Source organism: Streptomyces avidinii, from assembly GCF_045161815.1.
Lineage (GTDB): Bacteria > Actinomycetota > Actinomycetes > Streptomycetales > Streptomycetaceae > Streptomyces > Streptomyces avidinii.
On the sequence record NZ_CP108863.1, the window covers coordinates 5,848,397 to 5,864,459 of the forward strand.

The 16,063-nt window shown below is 72.7% G+C and carries 14 protein-coding genes; 7 read left to right on the forward strand and 7 right to left on the reverse strand.

What is annotated here, in order from left to right:
* Positions 1–45 precede the first annotated feature (45 nt).
* Together ppdK and OG373_RS26240 are read left to right on the forward strand one after the other, a co-directional pair.
* Positions 46–2,754, forward strand: a complete 2,709-nt coding sequence (ppdK, locus tag OG373_RS26235; RefSeq protein ID WP_405440700.1) for a pyruvate, phosphate dikinase — start codon at positions 46–48, stop codon at positions 2,752–2,754.
* Positions 2,755–3,138: 384 nt separating this feature from the next.
* Positions 3,139–4,137 (forward strand): helix-turn-helix transcriptional regulator, encoded by a 999-nt coding sequence (locus tag OG373_RS26240; RefSeq protein ID WP_189964142.1) that lies wholly within the window; start codon positions 3,139–3,141, stop codon positions 4,135–4,137.
* A gap of 239 nt (positions 4,138–4,376) precedes the next feature.
* On the opposite strand, the gene OG373_RS26245 is transcribed toward OG373_RS26240, so the two are convergent.
* The gene (locus OG373_RS26245) at positions 4,377–5,537 is read right to left on the reverse strand and encodes an alkaline phosphatase PhoX (protein ID WP_405440701.1); all 1,161 of its coding nucleotides are present in this window, start codon (positions 5,535–5,537) and stop codon (positions 4,377–4,379) included.
* Between the two features lie 386 nt (positions 5,538–5,923).
* Here OG373_RS26245 and OG373_RS26250 point away from each other — a divergent pair, with 386 nt between their 5' ends.
* A complete protein-coding gene (locus tag OG373_RS26250) occupies positions 5,924–6,331 on the forward strand; it encodes a VOC family protein (protein WP_189964138.1) in 408 nt (135 codons plus the stop codon).
* Between the two features lie 18 nt (positions 6,332–6,349).
* Here the strand turns inward: OG373_RS26250 and nirD are convergent, their stop codons facing one another.
* The 3 genes from nirD to OG373_RS26265 are packed head-to-tail and all read right to left on the reverse strand — an operon-like array spanning position 6,350 to position 10,489.
* On the reverse strand, positions 6,350–6,682 hold the full coding sequence (gene nirD / locus OG373_RS26255) for a nitrite reductase small subunit NirD (RefSeq protein ID WP_189964136.1): 333 nt from the start codon (positions 6,680–6,682) through the stop codon (positions 6,350–6,352).
* Positions 6,679–9,204 (reverse strand): nitrite reductase large subunit NirB, encoded by a 2,526-nt coding sequence (nirB, locus tag OG373_RS26260; protein ID WP_405440702.1) that lies wholly within the window; start codon positions 9,202–9,204, stop codon positions 6,679–6,681. The genes nirD and nirB overlap by 4 nt, the downstream gene beginning before the upstream one ends.
* Position 9,205: 1 nt before the next feature.
* Positions 9,206–10,489 carry an NAD(P)/FAD-dependent oxidoreductase gene (locus OG373_RS26265; RefSeq protein WP_405440703.1) on the reverse strand — a complete coding sequence of 428 codons (1,284 nt, stop codon included), beginning with the start codon at positions 10,487–10,489 and terminating at the stop codon, positions 9,206–9,208.
* 157 nt (positions 10,490–10,646) lie between these two features.
* Between OG373_RS26265 and OG373_RS26270 the strand changes: the two genes are divergently transcribed.
* The 3 genes from OG373_RS26270 to OG373_RS26280 all read left to right on the forward strand — a co-directional run bounded on the left by OG373_RS26270 (position 10,647) and on the right by OG373_RS26280 (position 13,139).
* Positions 10,647–11,942, forward strand: a complete 1,296-nt coding sequence (locus tag OG373_RS26270; protein ID WP_405440704.1) for a ferric reductase-like transmembrane domain-containing protein — start codon at positions 10,647–10,649, stop codon at positions 11,940–11,942.
* 102 nt (positions 11,943–12,044) lie between these two features.
* A complete protein-coding gene (locus OG373_RS26275; RefSeq protein ID WP_405440705.1) occupies positions 12,045–12,326 on the forward strand; it encodes a hypothetical protein in 282 nt (93 codons plus the stop codon).
* Between the two features lie 36 nt (positions 12,327–12,362).
* Entirely contained in the window at positions 12,363–13,139 is a 777-nt protein-coding gene (locus OG373_RS26280) for a sulfite exporter TauE/SafE family protein (protein ID WP_405440706.1), read from the forward strand.
* Positions 13,140–13,170: 31 nt separating this feature from the next.
* Here OG373_RS26280 and OG373_RS26285 read toward each other — a convergent pair whose 3' ends face one another.
* The 3 genes from OG373_RS26285 to OG373_RS26295 form a co-directional block, all read right to left on the reverse strand.
* Complete coding sequence (locus tag OG373_RS26285; protein WP_405440707.1) at positions 13,171–13,827, reverse strand: class F sortase; 657 nt, start codon at positions 13,825–13,827, stop codon at positions 13,171–13,173.
* Between the two features lie 137 nt (positions 13,828–13,964).
* Positions 13,965–14,504 (reverse strand): hypothetical protein, encoded by a 540-nt coding sequence (locus OG373_RS26290; protein ID WP_405440708.1) that lies wholly within the window; start codon positions 14,502–14,504, stop codon positions 13,965–13,967.
* 213 nt (positions 14,505–14,717) lie between these two features.
* Complete coding sequence (locus OG373_RS26295; RefSeq protein WP_405440709.1) at positions 14,718–15,281, reverse strand: sensor histidine kinase; 564 nt, start codon at positions 15,279–15,281, stop codon at positions 14,718–14,720.
* A 335-nt stretch (positions 15,282–15,616) separates the two neighbouring features.
* Here OG373_RS26295 and OG373_RS26300 point away from each other — a divergent pair, with 335 nt between their 5' ends.
* Positions 15,617–16,063: a gamma-glutamylcyclotransferase family protein gene (locus OG373_RS26300; protein WP_405440710.1), complete on the forward strand. Its 447-nt coding sequence runs from the start codon at positions 15,617–15,619 to the stop codon at positions 16,061–16,063.

Genomic DNA, 16,063 nt, shown 5'->3' on the forward strand with positions numbered 1-16,063 from the left:
TCCTGGCCGTCAGGGCAGCCACCGAGCCTCGAGGAGTCGAGACCCGTGTCGGAAAACAAAGATCAGAAGCTCGTCTACGACTTCACCGAGGGCAACCGGGACCTCAAGGACCTTCTCGGCGGCAAGGGAGCCAACCTCGCCGAGATGACCAACCTGGGTCTGCCGGTCCCTCCCGGCTTCACCATCACCACCGAGGCCTGCAAGGTCTACCTCGACAGCGGCACGGCCCCGGCCGCGCTGCGCGACGAGGTCAGCGCCCACCTTGCCGCTCTCGAGACCAAGATGGGCAAGAAGCTCGGCCAGTCGGACGACCCGCTGCTGGTCTCCGTGCGTTCCGGTGCGAAGTTCTCGATGCCCGGCATGATGGACACCGTCCTGAACATCGGTCTCTCCGACGCCTCCGTGAAGGGCCTCGCCTCGCAGGCGGGCAACGAGCGCTTCGCGTGGGACTCGTACCGCCGCCTCATCCAGATGTTCGGCAAGACCGTCCTGGACGTCGACGGCGAGCTCTTCGAGGAGGCCCTCGACGAGGCCAAGGCCGCCAAGAAGGTCACCGTCGACACCGACCTCGACGCCGCCGACCTGAAGAAGCTGGTCACCCGCTTCAAGAAGATCGTCGCCAAGCAGGCCGGCCGCGACTTCCCGCAGGACGCCCGCGAGCAGCTCGACCTCGCCGTCGAGGCCGTCTTCAACTCGTGGAACACCGACCGTGCCAAGCTCTACCGCCGCCAGGAGCGCATCCCGAGCGACCTGGGCACCGCGGTCAACGTCTGCTCCATGGTCTTCGGCAACCTCGGCCCCGACTCCGGCACCGGCGTCGCCTTCACCCGTGACCCCGCCAGCGGCCACGCGGGCGTCTACGGCGACTACCTCCAGAACGCCCAGGGCGAGGACGTCGTCGCGGGCATCCGCAACACGGTGCCGCTCGCGGACCTGGAGACCATCGACAAGGCCTCGTACGACCAGCTCATGACGATCATGACGACGCTGGAGAACCACTACAAGGATCTCTGCGACATCGAGTTCACCATCGAGCGCGGCCAGCTGTGGATGCTCCAGACCCGCGTCGGCAAGCGCACGGCGGGTGCGGCCTTCCGCATCGCCACGCAGCTCGTGGACCAGGGCCTGATCACCGAGGCCGAGGCCCTCCAGCGCGTCACCGGTCACCAGCTGGCGCAGCTGATGTTCCCGCGCTTCGACGAGGACGCGAAGACCGAGCTGCTCGGCCGCGGTATCGCCGCCTCGCCGGGCGCGGCCGTCGGCAAGGCCGTCTTCGACTCGTACACGGCCGTCAAGTGGTCCCGCTCCGGCGAGAAGGTCATCCTGATCCGCCGCGAGACCAACCCGGACGACCTGGACGGCATGATCGCCTCCGAGGGCATCCTGACCTCGCGCGGCGGCAAGACCTCGCACGCCGCCGTCGTCGCCCGCGGCATGGGCAAGACCTGTGTCTGCGGCGCCGAGGAGCTCGACGTCGACACCAAGCGCCGCCGTATGACGGTCGGCGACACGGTCATCGAAGAGGGCGACGTCGTCTCCATCGACGGCTCCACCGGCAAGGTCTACCTCGGTGAGGTACCCGTCGTACCGTCCCCGGTCGTCGAGTACTTCGAGGGCCGGATGCATGCCGGCGCCGACGACGCCGACGAGCTCGTCGCCGCCGTTCACCGGATCATGGCCTACGCGGACCGCGTCCGCCGCCTGCGGGTGCGCGCCAACGCCGACAACGCCGAGGACGCGCTGCGCGCCCGCCGCTTCGGCGCCCAGGGCATCGGCCTGTGCCGCACCGAGCACATGTTCCTCGGCGAGCGCCGTGAACTGGTGGAGCGACTGATCCTCGCGGACACCGACGAAGAGCGCGAGGCGGCACTCAGTGCCCTCCTGCCGCTGCAGAAGAAGGACTTCGTCGAGCTGTTCGAGGCGATGGACGGCCTGCCCGTCACCGTGCGCCTCCTGGACCCGCCGCTGCACGAGTTCCTGCCCGACATCACCGAGCTGTCGGTGCGCGTCGCCCTCGCCGAGTCCCGCAAGGACCACAACGAGAACGACCTGCGCCTGCTCCAGGCCGTCCACAAGCTGCACGAGCAGAACCCGATGCTGGGTCTGCGCGGTGTCCGCCTCGGTCTGGTCATCCCCGGTCTGTTCAAGATGCAGGTCCGGGCGATCGCCGAGGCCGCCGCCGAGCGCAAGAACGCCAAGGGCGACCCGCGCGCCGAGATCATGGTCCCGCTCGTCGGCACCGTCCAGGAGCTGGAGATCGTCCGCGACGAGGCCGACCAGGTCATCGCCGAGGTCGAGGCCGCCACCGGCACCAACCTCAAGCTGACCATCGGCACCATGATCGAGCTGCCGCGCGCCGCCCTGACGGCCGCCCAGATCGCCGAGGCCGCGCAGTTCTTCTCCTTCGGCACGAACGACCTGACCCAGACGGTGTGGGGCTTCTCCCGCGACGACGTCGAGGCCAGCTTCTTCACCGCCTACCTGGAGAAGGGCATCTTCGGGGTCTCGCCCTTCGAGACCATCGACAAGGACGGCGTCGGCTCCCTCGTCCGCCACGCGGTCAAGCAGGGCCGGGCCACCCGCCCCGACCTCAAGCTCGGCGTCTGCGGTGAGCACGGCGGCGACCCCGAGTCCGTCCACTTCTTCCACGAGGTGGGCCTCGACTACGTCTCCTGCTCGCCCTTCCGGATTCCGGTGGCGCGCCTGGAGGCCGGCCGTGCGGCCGCCGAGGCGAAGGGCAGCGACAGCCGCTGACCCCTGGGCCGCCAAGGGCCCCATAGACCGCGCCTGTCCCCGGGTTCCCTGACTGCCCGGGGGCGGGCGCGCCTATTTTTCTTGTTCAACAAATCTTTACGCCAGCAGGCGGTGGACGGATCCCCACCCGTCCACCGCCGCTGTCATTCTGCCGGGCACGTCGGCGCTTCCCGGTGCGACCGACCGCCAGGCCCCGCAAAGCCCCCCACGGCCTTCGCGGAGCGTTTCGGTCGCACCGGAGTGTGCCCGGCGGAGTACAGGATTTCGGTTGTCACGCCCCTGCCGAAAGGGGTTTCAACTGTGGCCGAAAGGGCGTGGTGACCACGTGTGACGGCGTGCATACTCATGGAGCGGGGGGATTGCGGTTGCACAGGTGGGGGTTCGGTGCTGCGTATCCATTTCACTGGAGTGGACCTGGCACGCGTACGGATGGCAGGGCGTCCCGATGCGTTGTGGGAAACGATTCTCAGCTTTCACCGCTTAAGAGACCGGCGTGACGCCCGGTTGTTCGGTGAATGGCGTACGGAAACCCGGAGCAGGTTGAATAGTGAAACACGTACGCTCGGTATGCTCATACCGAGTCGTGGTTATTTCCCCGATTTCCTGACCCCTGTGGAGGGGCAGTACGGGTGGGACGTGGGCCTCGACGCCCTGCGCGGGATCCGTCCCGAGCGCATGCGGCGCGAGCTGCAGCTGCTGGGCGCCGGTGCGCCGATGACGCCGCGGCTCCGCGAGTTCATGGACGACGGCGGCAAGCAGCTGCCGCGGCTCATGGGCGAGCTGCGCGCCTACCACCGGGCGGCCGTGGAGCCGTACTGGACGCACATCCAGGCGCAGATCGAGGCCGAGCGGGCCGCGCGCGGCCGGGCCCTGCTGGACGGGGGCGCGGACGAGCTGCTGTCCTCGCTGCCGCCCATGCTGCGCTGGCGGGCTCCGGTACTGGAGTGCGACTACCCCGTGGACCGTGACGTACGGCTGCGGGGGCGCGGGCTGCTGCTCCAGCCGTCCTTCTTCTGCCGGCGCACGGCGGTGACCCTGCACGACCCGGAACTGCCGCCGGTGCTGGTCTACCCGGCTGCGGCGCAGCTGGCCTCGGCGCCCGCGGGCGGCGAGTCGGCCCGGCCCGTGGAGGAGCAGCGCCAGCGCACCCTGGGGAAGCTCGTCGGGCACACCCGCTCGGTCGTGCTGCGGGCCATAGGGGACGGCGCGACCACCAGCGAGCTGGCCCGCCGGGCCGGGGTCTCGCTGGCCTCCGCGAGCCAGCACGCCTGCGTGATGCGGGAGGCGGGGCTGGTGACCACGCTGCGGCGGGGGAACGCGGTGCTGCACACCGTGACGCCGCTGGGAGCCGCGCTGCTGAAGGGCGGGGCCGTCGCCTCATGACGGAGCCGCGCCCCGGCGGAGTCGTACCCGTCGGGGCGCGGTCGGTCGTGCGGGCGCGGCGCCGTTGCGGGGGCGCTGCCCCCGAGCCCCCGCGCCTCAAACGCCGGCGGGGCTGAAAGAACGGGGCTCCGCCCCCGGACCCCGCGCCTCAAACGCCGGCGGGGCTGGATGGGAACGCCGGCGGGGCTGGATGGGGCGCCGGTGGGGCCGGGAGGGAGCGTCGGCGGGGTTGAAGGCGGTCAGACGCGGAAGGGGCCCGTCACCTCGTACGTGATGCCGCCGGACGAGCTGCCGCTCGTACCGCGCTGGCTGGAGAAGTAGAGCCGGTTGCCGGCGGGCGAGAAGGCCGGGCCGGTGATCTCCGAGGAGGACTGGCCGGTGACCCGCAGGAAGGGCGCAACCACGTCGTCCGGGGTGATCACGCAGATCTCCATGTTGCCGCCGTCCTCGGCGACGTACAGGTCGCCGAACGAGGACCCGGTGACGTTGTCCACACCGGTCAGCGGGGCCGCTCCGCCGGGCACGAGCGAGTCGTCGTACGCCAGCTCGTACGTGTTGTTCGTGAGGTTGAGCTGCCAGACCCGGTTGTCGCCCTTGGTGGTGAACCAGACGGTGTCGTTGGCGTAGTGGCAGCCCTCGCCGCCGTTGAACTTCTTCGAACCGGAGACCTGGCTGCGGGTCGCGGTCGGCGAGCCGTCCGGGTCCGGGACGTTCTGCCAGGTGAAGGAGCCGGAGGTGGCTGTGCCGGCCTTCAGCACCTGGAGGGTGCCGGAGGAGAGGTTGCCCCAGGTGGTCGGGACGAACCGGTAGAAACAGCCGCTGGTCTCGTCCTCGGTCAGGTAGATGACCTTGCGCACCGGGTCGGCGGCCGCCGCCTCGTGCTTGAACCGGCCCATCGCCGGGCGCTGGACGGCCGCGTTCACCCCGTACGGGTCGGTCTCGTAGACGAAGCCGCGGTCTACCTCCTCGCAGGACAGCCAGGTGTTCCAGGGGGTCTTGCCGCCCGCGCAGTTCTGCCGGGTGTTGGAGAGGATCCGGTGGGCACCGACGACGGTGCCGGCGGAGTCGAACCGCACCGCGCTCGCGCCGCCGGAGGGGTTGATCTCCGAGTTGGACACGTAGATCCAGCCCGAGCCGTCGACGAAACACGCCCCGCCGTCGGGGGCGCTGTGCCAGGTGTACGAGGTACCGCTGACGGTCTGGCCCGAGCGGGCGATGACCCGGCTCGTGAAGCCGCTGGGGAGCATGATGCCGTTGGCGTCGGCCGCGCCGAGCGCCCCGTAGGGACCGGCACCGGGCTGGGCGGGGGCGGCGTACGCGGCCCCGTGCATCAACGTGCCGCCGAAGGCGGCCGCAGACGAACCGATCACCGCGCCGCGCAGGAAGGTACGACGTTCCACGGTCACTCCTGTGGGAGGAAGGCCCCGCGGCCGGTCGGACGCGGGGTCGCACGCGTCGAGGAACCTAGGTGGCGCCAGTTGACGTGGCGCCAACTCCTCATTACGCACGAGCGACCGCTCGGCGTTCAATCCTCCTGCGGCGCCGCGTCGTGACGTCGGGGAGGCCGGTGGAGCGACGAACCACCGCGCCGCCGACGTCCCGTACGGGAGCTGCGCCCGGTGGCAGTGGCCTGACCTGCGGTTTCGCGGTCCGGAAAGAAGATGCGAAAAAACTTCGCGGGCAGCGATGAGTTTCCCGGGGACCTGAGGTCTATCTCTCGAAAGCACCGAGCAGCACGCACCGAGCACACGCACCGGGCGCCCCGCGCGAGAGAAGAGAGACCTCGATGTCCGCCACCATGATCTTCGTCAACCTGCCGGTCAAGGACCTGGAGGCCAGCAAGGCGTTCTGGAGCAAGCTGGGCTACTCCTTCAACGCCCAGTTCACCGACGAGAACTGCGCCTCGATGGTGATCAGCGACACCATCGTCGCGATGCTCCTGACCGAGGACCGCTACAAGGACTTCACCCACAAGGAGATCGCGGACGCGACGAAGACGTCCGAGGTGCTGATCTGTCTGAGCGCCGAGAGCCGCACCGCGGTCGACGAGCTGGTCGACGGGGCCCTGGCGGCCGGCGCCACCGAGCCCCGCCCCGCCCAGGACCACGGCGTCATGTACGGCCGTGCCTTCGACGACCTCGACGGTCACACCTGGGAGATCATGTGGATGGACCCGTCGATGGTCCAGAGCTGACGACACCACCACCCGCGGTCACGAGGTCGCGGCGGTCCGCACCGGGTAGGTCCGGACCGCCGTCTCCTCGTCGTCCAGGCAGCGCCCCGACTCCAGGTCGAAGCGCTGCTTGAGCAGCGGGGAGGCCACGAAGGGCCGGCCCCCCGCAGTCCCCACCAGCCCGCGCGAGAGCACGTGCGCCCCGGTGAAGGGGTCCTGGTTGCCGATGGCGTACGGGCGACCCGCGCGGTCGACGAACACCGCGGCCTGGCTGCCGTCGGGCAGCAGCGCCGCGACCCCGCGCCCGGGGGTGAGGGCGGACAGCTCGCACACCGTCAGCCAGCCCTGCGCAACCTGCAGTTCCACGGTCATCGGACGGGTCCTCCTATGGTCAGGACGGCCAGGTCGGGCTTGACCTGGTCGCGCTCGGGTACGAACTTCACGGTCGGGTCGGGGGCGCCCGGCGCGTTGACGAAGGACACGAACCGGCCCAGCCGCTCCGGGTCCTGGAGCGTCTCGGCCCATTCGTCCCGGTAGTGCGCCACGTGGTCGGCCATCAGTGCCTCCAGCTCCGCGCACAGCCCGAGCGAGTCGTGCACGACCACGTCCCGCAGGTGCGCCAGGCCCCCCTCCAGCCGCTCCAGCCAGGTGGAGGTCCGCTCCAGCCGGTCGGCGGTGCGGATGTAGAACATCAGGAACCGGTCGATCAGCCGCACCAGTTCCGCGTCCGACAGGTCCTGGGCCAGCAGGTCGGCGTGGCGCGGGGTGGCCCCGCCGTTGCCGCCGACGTACAGGTTCCAGCCACTCGCCGTCGCGATGACCCCGAAGTCCTTGCTCTGTGCCTCCGCGCATTCGCGGGCGCAGCCGGAGACCGCCGACTTCAGCTTGTGCGGGGCGCGCAGCCCCCGGTAGCGCAGCTCCAGGTCGATGGCCATCCGGACGCTGTCCTGGACCCCGTAGCGGCACCAGGTCTGCCCCACGCAGGACTTCACCGTCCGCAGCGCCTTCCCGTACGCGTGCCCGGACTCGAATCCGGCGTCGACGAGCCGTGCCCAGATCCGCGGGAGCTGGTCCACGCTCGCGCCGAAGAGATCGATCCGCTGCCCGCCGGTGATCTTCGTGTAGAGACCGAAGTCGCGGGCCACCTCACCGATCACGATCAGCTTGTCCGGGGTGATCTCACCGCCCGGGATGCGCGGGACGACCGAGTACGAGCCGTTGCGCTGCATGTTCGCGAGGAAGTGGTCGTTGGTGTCCTGGAGGGCGGCCTGCTCCCCGTCCAGGACGTAGCCGCTCGCGCCGAGGGTCGGGGCGAGGGAGGCGATGATCGAGCCGACGGTGGGCTTGCAGACCTCACAGCCGTCGCCGCCCCGCGCCTCCGGGCGGCCGTGGCCGTCGAGCAGCTCCTGGTACGAGGTCAGCCGGCGGGTGCGGACGATCTCGTAGAGCTCTGCCCGGGTGAAGGGGAAGCAGCCGCACAGCCCCTGGTCGGCGGCGGCGGGCAGCAGCTGCCCGATCACCTTGACGCAGCTGCCGCAGCCGGTGCCCGCCTTGGTGCACTTCTTGACCTCGGCGAGGGTGGCGCAGGCGGCGATGGCCTTCTTGGTGACGTTGTGACAGGAGCAGATCACCGCGTGGTCGGGGAGCGCGGAGGGGCCGAGCGCGACCGGGGCGCCGACGCCGGCGGGCAGCACCAGCTGCTCGGGGGACACGGGCGGGACGCTGCCGGTGAGCGGACGCAGCAGCCCGTAGGAGTCCGCGTCGCCGACCAGCACCCCGCCGAGGAGGACCCCGTCGGGCGAGACGACCAGCTTCTTGTAGACGCCGGAGCGGGAGTCGGACCAGACGACGTCCAGGCTGTCCGGGGTGGTGCCGTGGGCGTCGCCGAAGGAGGCCACGTCCACGCCGAGCAGCTTGAGCTTGGTGGACAGGTCGGCTCCGGTGAACTCCTTGGCGCGGCCCAGCAGATCGTCGGCGGCGGTCTCGGCCATCTCGTAGCCGGGAGCGACCAGCCCGTAGACGCGGCCGTCGACGGCGAGGGCGCATTCGCCGATGGCGTAGACGTGCGGGTCGGAGGTCAGGCAGCGGGCGTCGACCGCGATGCCGCCGCGCTCGCCGACGTCCAGCCCGGCGTCGCGGGCCAGTTGGTCGCGGGGGCGGACGCCGGCGGAGAAGACCACGAGGTCGGTGTCGACGGTGGAGCCGTCGGACAGCCGCATTCCGCTGACGTGGCCGTCCTCGCCGATCACCACTTCCTGGGTGCCGACGCCGGTGTGGACGGTCAGCCCCATGGACTCGATGGTGCGCAGCAGGGCCGCGCCGCCGCCCTCGTCGACCTGTACGGGCATCAGGCGCGGGGCGAACTCGACGACACGGGTGGCCAGTCCCAGCCCCTGGAGGGCGCCGGCGGCCTCCAGCCCGAGGAGACCGCCGCCGACGACCGCGCCGGAGCTGCGGCTCTTGGCGTACTCCTCGATCGCGAGGAGGTCCTCGATGGTGCGGTAGACGAAGCAGCCCGGGGCGTCCTTGCCGGGGACCGGCGGGACGAAGGGATAGCTGCCGGTGGCCAGCACCAGGACGTCGTACGGGAACACCCGCCCGGAGCGTGAGGTGACGGTGCGGGCGGCCCGGTCGATGTGCTCGGCGGGGTCGTCGAGGTGGAGGGCGATGCCGTGCTGCTCCATGAACCCGGTGGGGGTCATGGACAGGTCCTCGGGGGTGCTGCCGGAGAAGTACGAGGTCAGGTGCACGCGGTCGTAGGCGGGCCGGGGCTCCTCGCAGAGCACGGTGACCCGGTGCGTGGCGGTGGCCCCGCGCTCGGCGAGGGCTTCGAGGTAGCGCTGGCCGACCATGCCGTGCCCGATGAGCACGATCGTGGGCAAGGGCTCGGACATGTCAGTGGCCTCCGTCGTCGGTGAGCAGGTGGAACAGGTCATGCGGTGCTTCCCCGCCCTCCCAGGTGCGGGCGAGCGCCCCCACGGTGGAGAGCTCGCCGAGCAGCACGCCGCCGACGAGGCGGTCGCCCCGCACGACGACCTTCCGGTAGGTCCGGCGGGTGGCGTCGGCGAGGCGGACCACGTCGTCGCCGGGGAGGGCGGTGACCTCGCCGAAGGCGGCGAGGTCCAGGGAGCCGTTCCCGGCTCCGCCGAGGGTGAGGCGGGTGAGGGCGCGGGTGCCGGTGTACGGCGCGGGGGTTCCGGTGAGGACCGCCGCCAGGGCGTCGGCCTGCTCCAGGGCGGGGCCCGCGAGGCCGTACACCTGGCCGTCGTGTTCGGCGCAGTCGCCGATGGCGTGGATGCGGGGGTCGTCGGTGCGGAGGTGGTCGTCGACCACGATGCCCTTGCGGACTTCCAGTCCGGCGGCCCGGGCGAGGCCCGTGCGGGGGCGTACGCCGCAGGCGAGCACGACGACATCGGCGTCGAGCCGGTACCCGTCGGCCAGCTCGACCCCGGTGACGCGGCGTTGCCCGAGGGCGGCGCCGTTGCCGGGGGCGCTGCCCCCGGACCCGCGCGCCTCGAACGCCGGCGAGGCCGGATGTGCCGTGGTCAGGCCGCGGACCCGGCACTCCGTGTGGATTTCGACCCCGAGTGAGGTCAGGTGGGTGTGCAGCAGCGCGGAGGCCCCGGCGTCCAGTTGGCGTTCCATCAGGTGCTCGCCCTGCTGCGCCAGGACCACCTGCGCGCCCCGCGCGGCGAGCGCACGGGTCGCCGAGACGCCCAGCAGGCCGCCGCCGATCACCACCGCCCGCACTCCGGGGCGCAGCGCCGCCGAGAGCGCCAGGCAGTCGTCCATCGTGCGGAAGGCGTGGACCCCGTCCGGGAGTTCCCGCCCCTCGGGTTCGAAGAGCCCGCGCAGCGGTGGGAGTACCGCGTTCGAGCCGGTGGCCAGCACCAGCGTGTCGTACCGGGCCACCGTGCCGTCGTCGCAGTGCACGGCCCGCTCCGCGCGGTCCACGCGCACGGCCCGGACCCCCCGCCGCAACACCGGGCCGGGCGCCGGGAGGGCGGTCACCTCCGGCGCGTACCGGCCCGCGAGGACCTCCGCGAGCAGCACCCGGTTGTACGGCGCGTGGGTCTCCTCGCCGAGTACGGTCACGGCCGCGGCCGGGCCGAGCCGCTGCGCGAGCCGCAGGCCCGCGAGGCCGCCGCCGATCACCACCACACGCTGGTCCGAGGTCATGCCACGAGCGTGCGCGGCCGCTGTTTCCCCTCGGCATCGCCCCTGTTACCCGGACGGAACGCCGACCTCAGCGCCCGGGTTAAGGGTCGGTGAGGCCTTCCTCAAGGCCGGCTTAAGGGTCATCAGCGCCGCCACCAGGGCCCTTAGCGTGCTCCGTATGCGAGATGCGGTGGTGCGCGTGAGGGGCGGGATGCTGGGCGGTGCGGGGGTGGTGGTCCTGCTCTGGGCGGTGCAGGTGCGGCCCTCGGCACGGCCCGACGCGCTGTTCGCCACCGCCGCGCACCTGTCCGGCCTGCTCGCCGGCTACGGGGTGCTGGTGCTGCTCTTCCTGATGGCCCGGGTTCCCGCCGTGGAGCACGGGGTCGGCGCCGACCGGCTCGCCCGCTGGCACGCCTTCGGCGGCCGGTACGTGCTCCTCCTCTGCTTCGGGCACGGGCTCTTCGCCCTGCTCGGATACGCCGTGCACGAGGGCGTCGACGTGGTCTGCGCCGTCCGGGAGCTGCTCGGCTACCCCGCGCTCGCCGCCGCCGCGGCCGGGACCGTCCTCCTGGCCGCGGTCGGCGTGACCTCCGCCCGGGCGGTGCGCCGCCGGGTGCCGCACGAAACCTGGCGCGGCGTGCACCTGCTCGTCTACCTCGCCGCCGCCCTCGCCTTCGGGCACCAGCTCGCCGGGCCCGATCTGGCCGCGGCCGCCTGGTTCTGGGCGCTCGCCCACACCGTGGTCGCCGTACTGCTGGTCTGGTACCGCGCCGTGGTTCCCGTACGGCAGGCCCTGCGGCACGCGCTGCGGGTGGCGGACGTCCGGGTCGAGGGGCCCGGGGTGGTCTCCGTCGTCATGTACGGGCAGCACCTGGCCGAGCTGCGCGCGGAGCCGGGGCAGTTCCTGCGCTGGCGGTTCCTCCAGCGGCGGCTCTGGCACACCGCCCTGCCGTTCTCGCTGTCCGCCCCGGTCCGCGGGAACGCCCTGCGGATCACGGTCAAGGGGCTCGGCGGCCACTCCCGCCGGATCCGGCGGCTGCGCCCCGGGACACGGGTGCTGGCCACCGGGCCGTTCGGCGCGCTCACCGCCGCCCGGCGGACCCGGCCGAAGGTACTGCTGATCGCGGGCGGGGTCGGGATCACGCCGATGCGGGCCCTGTTCGAGACGCTGCCCGGCGGTCCCGGGGACATCACCCTGCTCTACCGGGCGGGGGCCGAGGAGCACCTGGTCCTGCGGGCCGAGCTGGAGGCCATCGCCGCCGGGCGGCAGGCCGGTCTGCACTATCTGCTCGGGCCGTCCGGCGCCGCCTACGATCCGCTGGCCCCGCAGGCGCTGACCGCGCTGGTGCCGGACCTGGCCGAGCACGACGTGTACCTGTGCGGGCCGCCGGGGATGGCCGAGGCGACCCGGGCCGCGCTGCTGCGGGCCGGGGTGCCGGCCGGTCGTATCCATTCCGAGTGCTTCAGCCTCTGAGCCGCTGCCCGTTTTCCGCTGCCCGCTAATACCACTGCCCGCGATCCTGCTGCCCGCGTTGCCCGCGTTGCCCGCGTTTCCCCCCTGAGGAGTCACCGCCCCATGCGTCACCCGCTGCACGTCGCCCTTTCCGTACCCGTCGGCTCCGGGGGCCCGGCGACGACGGCCCGGCACCGCAAGCCGCGCCGCCCCTCGCCGGTGCGGGCCGCACTCGCCGCGCTGGCCTGCGTACCGCCCGCGCGGCGGCTGGCGGCGGGGCTGGGGGCGGCCAGTGTGCTGGCCGCGAGCGTGCTGACGGCGGCCGTGGACCCGGCCGCTCCGGTGGCGCCGGACCGGGTCCCGGCCCGGCAAACCTCAACCTTTGCGCAAGTTTCCGGGGATTGATGGTCACTGCACCGGACAGCTCCATAAGGTCGAGTCGTGCCTGACATATCAACGACCATGATTGTCGTCCTGTGCGTGGCCGCGGCGGCCGCCGGCTGGATCGATGCGGTGGTGGGCGGCGGCGGCCTGCTGCTCCTGCCCGCCCTCCTGCTCGGCCTGCCGGGCGCCCACCCCGCCACCGTCCTCGGTACCAACAAGGCCGTGGCCATCGTCGGCACCGCCGGGGCGGCCGTGACGTACGTCCGCAAGGCCCCGGTGAACGTGAAGCTGGCCGTCCGGATCGGCCTGGCCGCGCTCGCCGGCTCGATGGGCGGCGCCGCGCTCGCGGGCGGCATCAGCAAGGACGCGCTCCGCCCGCTGATCATGGGGGTGCTCGTGATCGTCGCCGGTGTCGTGATCTTCAAGCCGGGCTTCGGCACCGCCCCCTCGACCGCGCCCGTCAGCCGGCAGCGGGTGCTGCTCACCATCGGGCTCGCGGGCCTCGGCATCGGCTTCTACGACGGCCTGATCGGGCCCGGCACCGGCACCTTCCTGGTGCTCGCGCTCACCGCGCTGCTCCACCTCGACCTGGTCACCGCCTCCGCCACCGCCAAGATCGTGAACTGCTGCACCAACGCCGGGGCGCTCGCGATGTTCGCCTATCAGGGCATGGTGCTGTGGCAGCTGGCCGCGCTGATGGCGGTGTTCAACCTGGCCGGCGGCATGATCGGCGCCCGGATGGCGCTCAAGAAGGGCAGCGGCTTCGTCCGCGGCGTGCTGCTCACGGTGGTGGGCGCGCTGGTGGTCAAGCTGGGCCTGGAGCAGTGGGGCTGACCCCCTGCAGGAAACTCCCGAAAGAGACGGCCTAGTACGTCCCGGTGAGGTGTGCGAAGACGACCACGTTGCCGCGATAGCCCGTGCGCGGTGAGAAGCCGCCGCCGCAGGTGATCACCCGCAGCTCGGCTCGCCCCGACGGCCCGTACACGCGGGTGTCGGGGAAGGCCTTGGCGTCGTAGACCTCGACCGCGTGGACCGTGAACACCGCCGTACGGCCGTCCGCGCGCGGGATCTCGATGGACGCCCCGCGGCGCAGCGCACCCAGGTGGTAGAAGACCCCCGGCCCGGCGGCGTCGTCCACGTGCCCGGCGATGACGGCGGTGCCGGTGGCGCCCGGGGTGGTGCCGTCGCGGTACCAGCCGGCCAGGTCGCGCCGGTCGGGCGGCGGTACTTCGAGGCTGCCGTGCGCATCCAGCCCGAGCCCGGTCAGCGGGGCGTCGACCCGGATGGCGGGGATCCGGATCCGGCCCGGGGGTGAACCGGGGAGCGGGGCGATACCGGGCCCCACGGCGCCCGCGGCGGTCAGGGACTCGGCGGGGGAGGGCAGCGGCGGTCCGACCGGCTCGCGGGAACCGCTGGTGACGAGCCAGATGCCGACGCACGCGGCGAGCGCGACGAGGCCTCCGTGGCGGGCGGTGGGGGTGCGGGGGACCCGGCTCCGCGCGCCACCGAAATCGCCACCCATGCGTTACCCCCTCGGCTTCCGTTTCCGTTTCGGGGTGACTGGCCGTCGCCCGGCCCCGCGAACGGGGGGGACCTCGCGGGGCGGGCGACGGGGGACGGTACCGGTCGGACCGCGGCCGCAGCCGCGGTGGGCGTCCGTCAGCTCCGCGTGCCGCTCGCCCGGCGACGCAGGAGCCAGGTACCGCCGACGGCGGCAGCGGCCAGCACGGCCGCTCCCGCCGCGATCTTGGCGGGGTCGGTGGTGGTGGTTGTGCCACCGCCCACCCCGGTGTTGACGTGGCCCTGCGGGCCGCGTTCGGTGACGATCAGGTCGCCGGTGGCGAACTTGCCGTTCGCGCAGGTCGCGCCGATGCCGTAGGTGCCGGGGCGGGTCCGGGCGACGTGGAACTGCCCCACGACCACCTCCTTGTGGGTGCCCGGGACCAGCTTGAACCGGCCTCCGCCGACCGTCGTGGCATCGCCGTCCGCGTGACTTCCGCTGCCGCAGGCGGTGGTGTTCACGGTGACGGTGGCGCCGGGGGCGGCGGACTTGGGCCACACCTCCAGCGGCGAGAAGTCCCCGGGCGCGAAGCCCACCATGCCGAGGTCCGCGGCGGCGACCGCGCCGGCGACCGGCCCGGTGAACGCGGCGGCGGTCAGCACGGTCGCGGTCAGCACGTGTGCGGTACGTCGGCGCATGGGGACTCTCCTGGAGACACGGGGTCGTGATTCCGAGGAAACCCGGCCCACTCACCGCGCGCCTGCTGATGTCCCGTCAGGTATGCCCTTCCCTGCCCGCCGGCACCACGTTTTCGCAGGTCGGACCCGTAGCTGAGGCCATCGGGGCCGTCCGCTCCGTCCGGGTGATTCCGCCTGCCGCCTGCCGCCTGCCGCCTGCCGCCCGCCCGCACGTCAGGCCGGCGGCAGCGTCACCGTCGCCGAGGCACCCGCGGGGGCCGGGTTCGTGAGCGTGACCCGGGCCCCGATGACCTGCGCCTGGCCGAGCGCGATGGTCAGCCCCAGACCCGTGCCCCGGCCGCGTTCGGGCGCGCCCGTCAGGAACCGCTGGGGACCCTCCCGCAGCAGCCGCTCCGGGAAACCGGGCCCGCGGTCCCGTACCGTCACGGTCGTCCCCGTCCCCGTCCCCGTCACCGTCACCGTCACCGTCACCGGATCCCCGCCGTGCCGCCGGGCATTGGCCAGCAGGTTCGCCAGGATCCGCTCCAGCCTCCGTACGTCGGTGCGCACCCGGGTCGGCGTCCGCCCGCCGACTACCTCCGCCGCCACCCCCGAACGCCGCGTGATCGACTCCACCAGCGGCCCCAGTGGGTGGGCCTCCCACTGCGGCTCCTCCCGGTTCGCGTCGAGCCGGGCCACCTCCAGCAGGTCCTCGGTCAGCGTCCGAAGCGCCGCGACCCGGTCCCGCACCAGCTCCGTCGGCCGCCCCGGCGGCAGCAGTTCGGCCCACCGCCGCACCGGGTGCCGAGGACCAGGCGGGCCAGAGCGGTTCGGGGTGCGGCTGGCTGGACACCGGCGGCGCGGGCGTCGTGGCGCCGAGCCCGCCGCCGGGCACGGAGCAGCCGCCGGCGGCGAGTGCGCAGACGCACAGGAGGGCGGCGGGGAGGCGGCGGGACGGAGGTGTCATGGACCCGGAACCGTGAGGCGGAAGGGGACATCGTCGACGCTGGACGGCCCGGGTCACGGCCGCCGGGAGGTTGTGCAACAGCGGTGCGTACGGTGGTGGGACGCGGGAAGGCCGGGACTTTCGGCCCGGCCCGCGCACTGCCGCGCCATACCCGAGGGAGGGCCCCGTGACATCGGTCGAACGGCTACCGGACCCGAGCGATCCGCTCCCGTTCTTCGTCTACGGGACCCTGCGCCCGGGCGAGGTCAACCACGACCTCTTCCTGCGCGGCCGCACGGCCCGGGAGGAGCCCGCCGTCCTCCCGGACGCGGTGCTCTACGACGGCCCCGGATACCCGTACGCGGTCCACCGCCCCGGCACCGCGATCGTCGGCGAACTGATCACGGCGGCGCCGGGCGCGTATGGGAAGCTGCTCGCCGCGCTGGACCAGCTGGAGGAGTACGAGGGCCCGGGCCGCCCGGGGAACATCTACGACCGGATCGCCCGGCCGGCCCTGCGCCCCGGCGGCACCACGGTCCGCGCCTGGGTCTATCTGGCGTCCCCGCTGATAGCCCGTGACCTGCGGGAAACGGGTAGGGAGATCCCCGGCGGCGACTGGTTCGCGCGCCGCTGA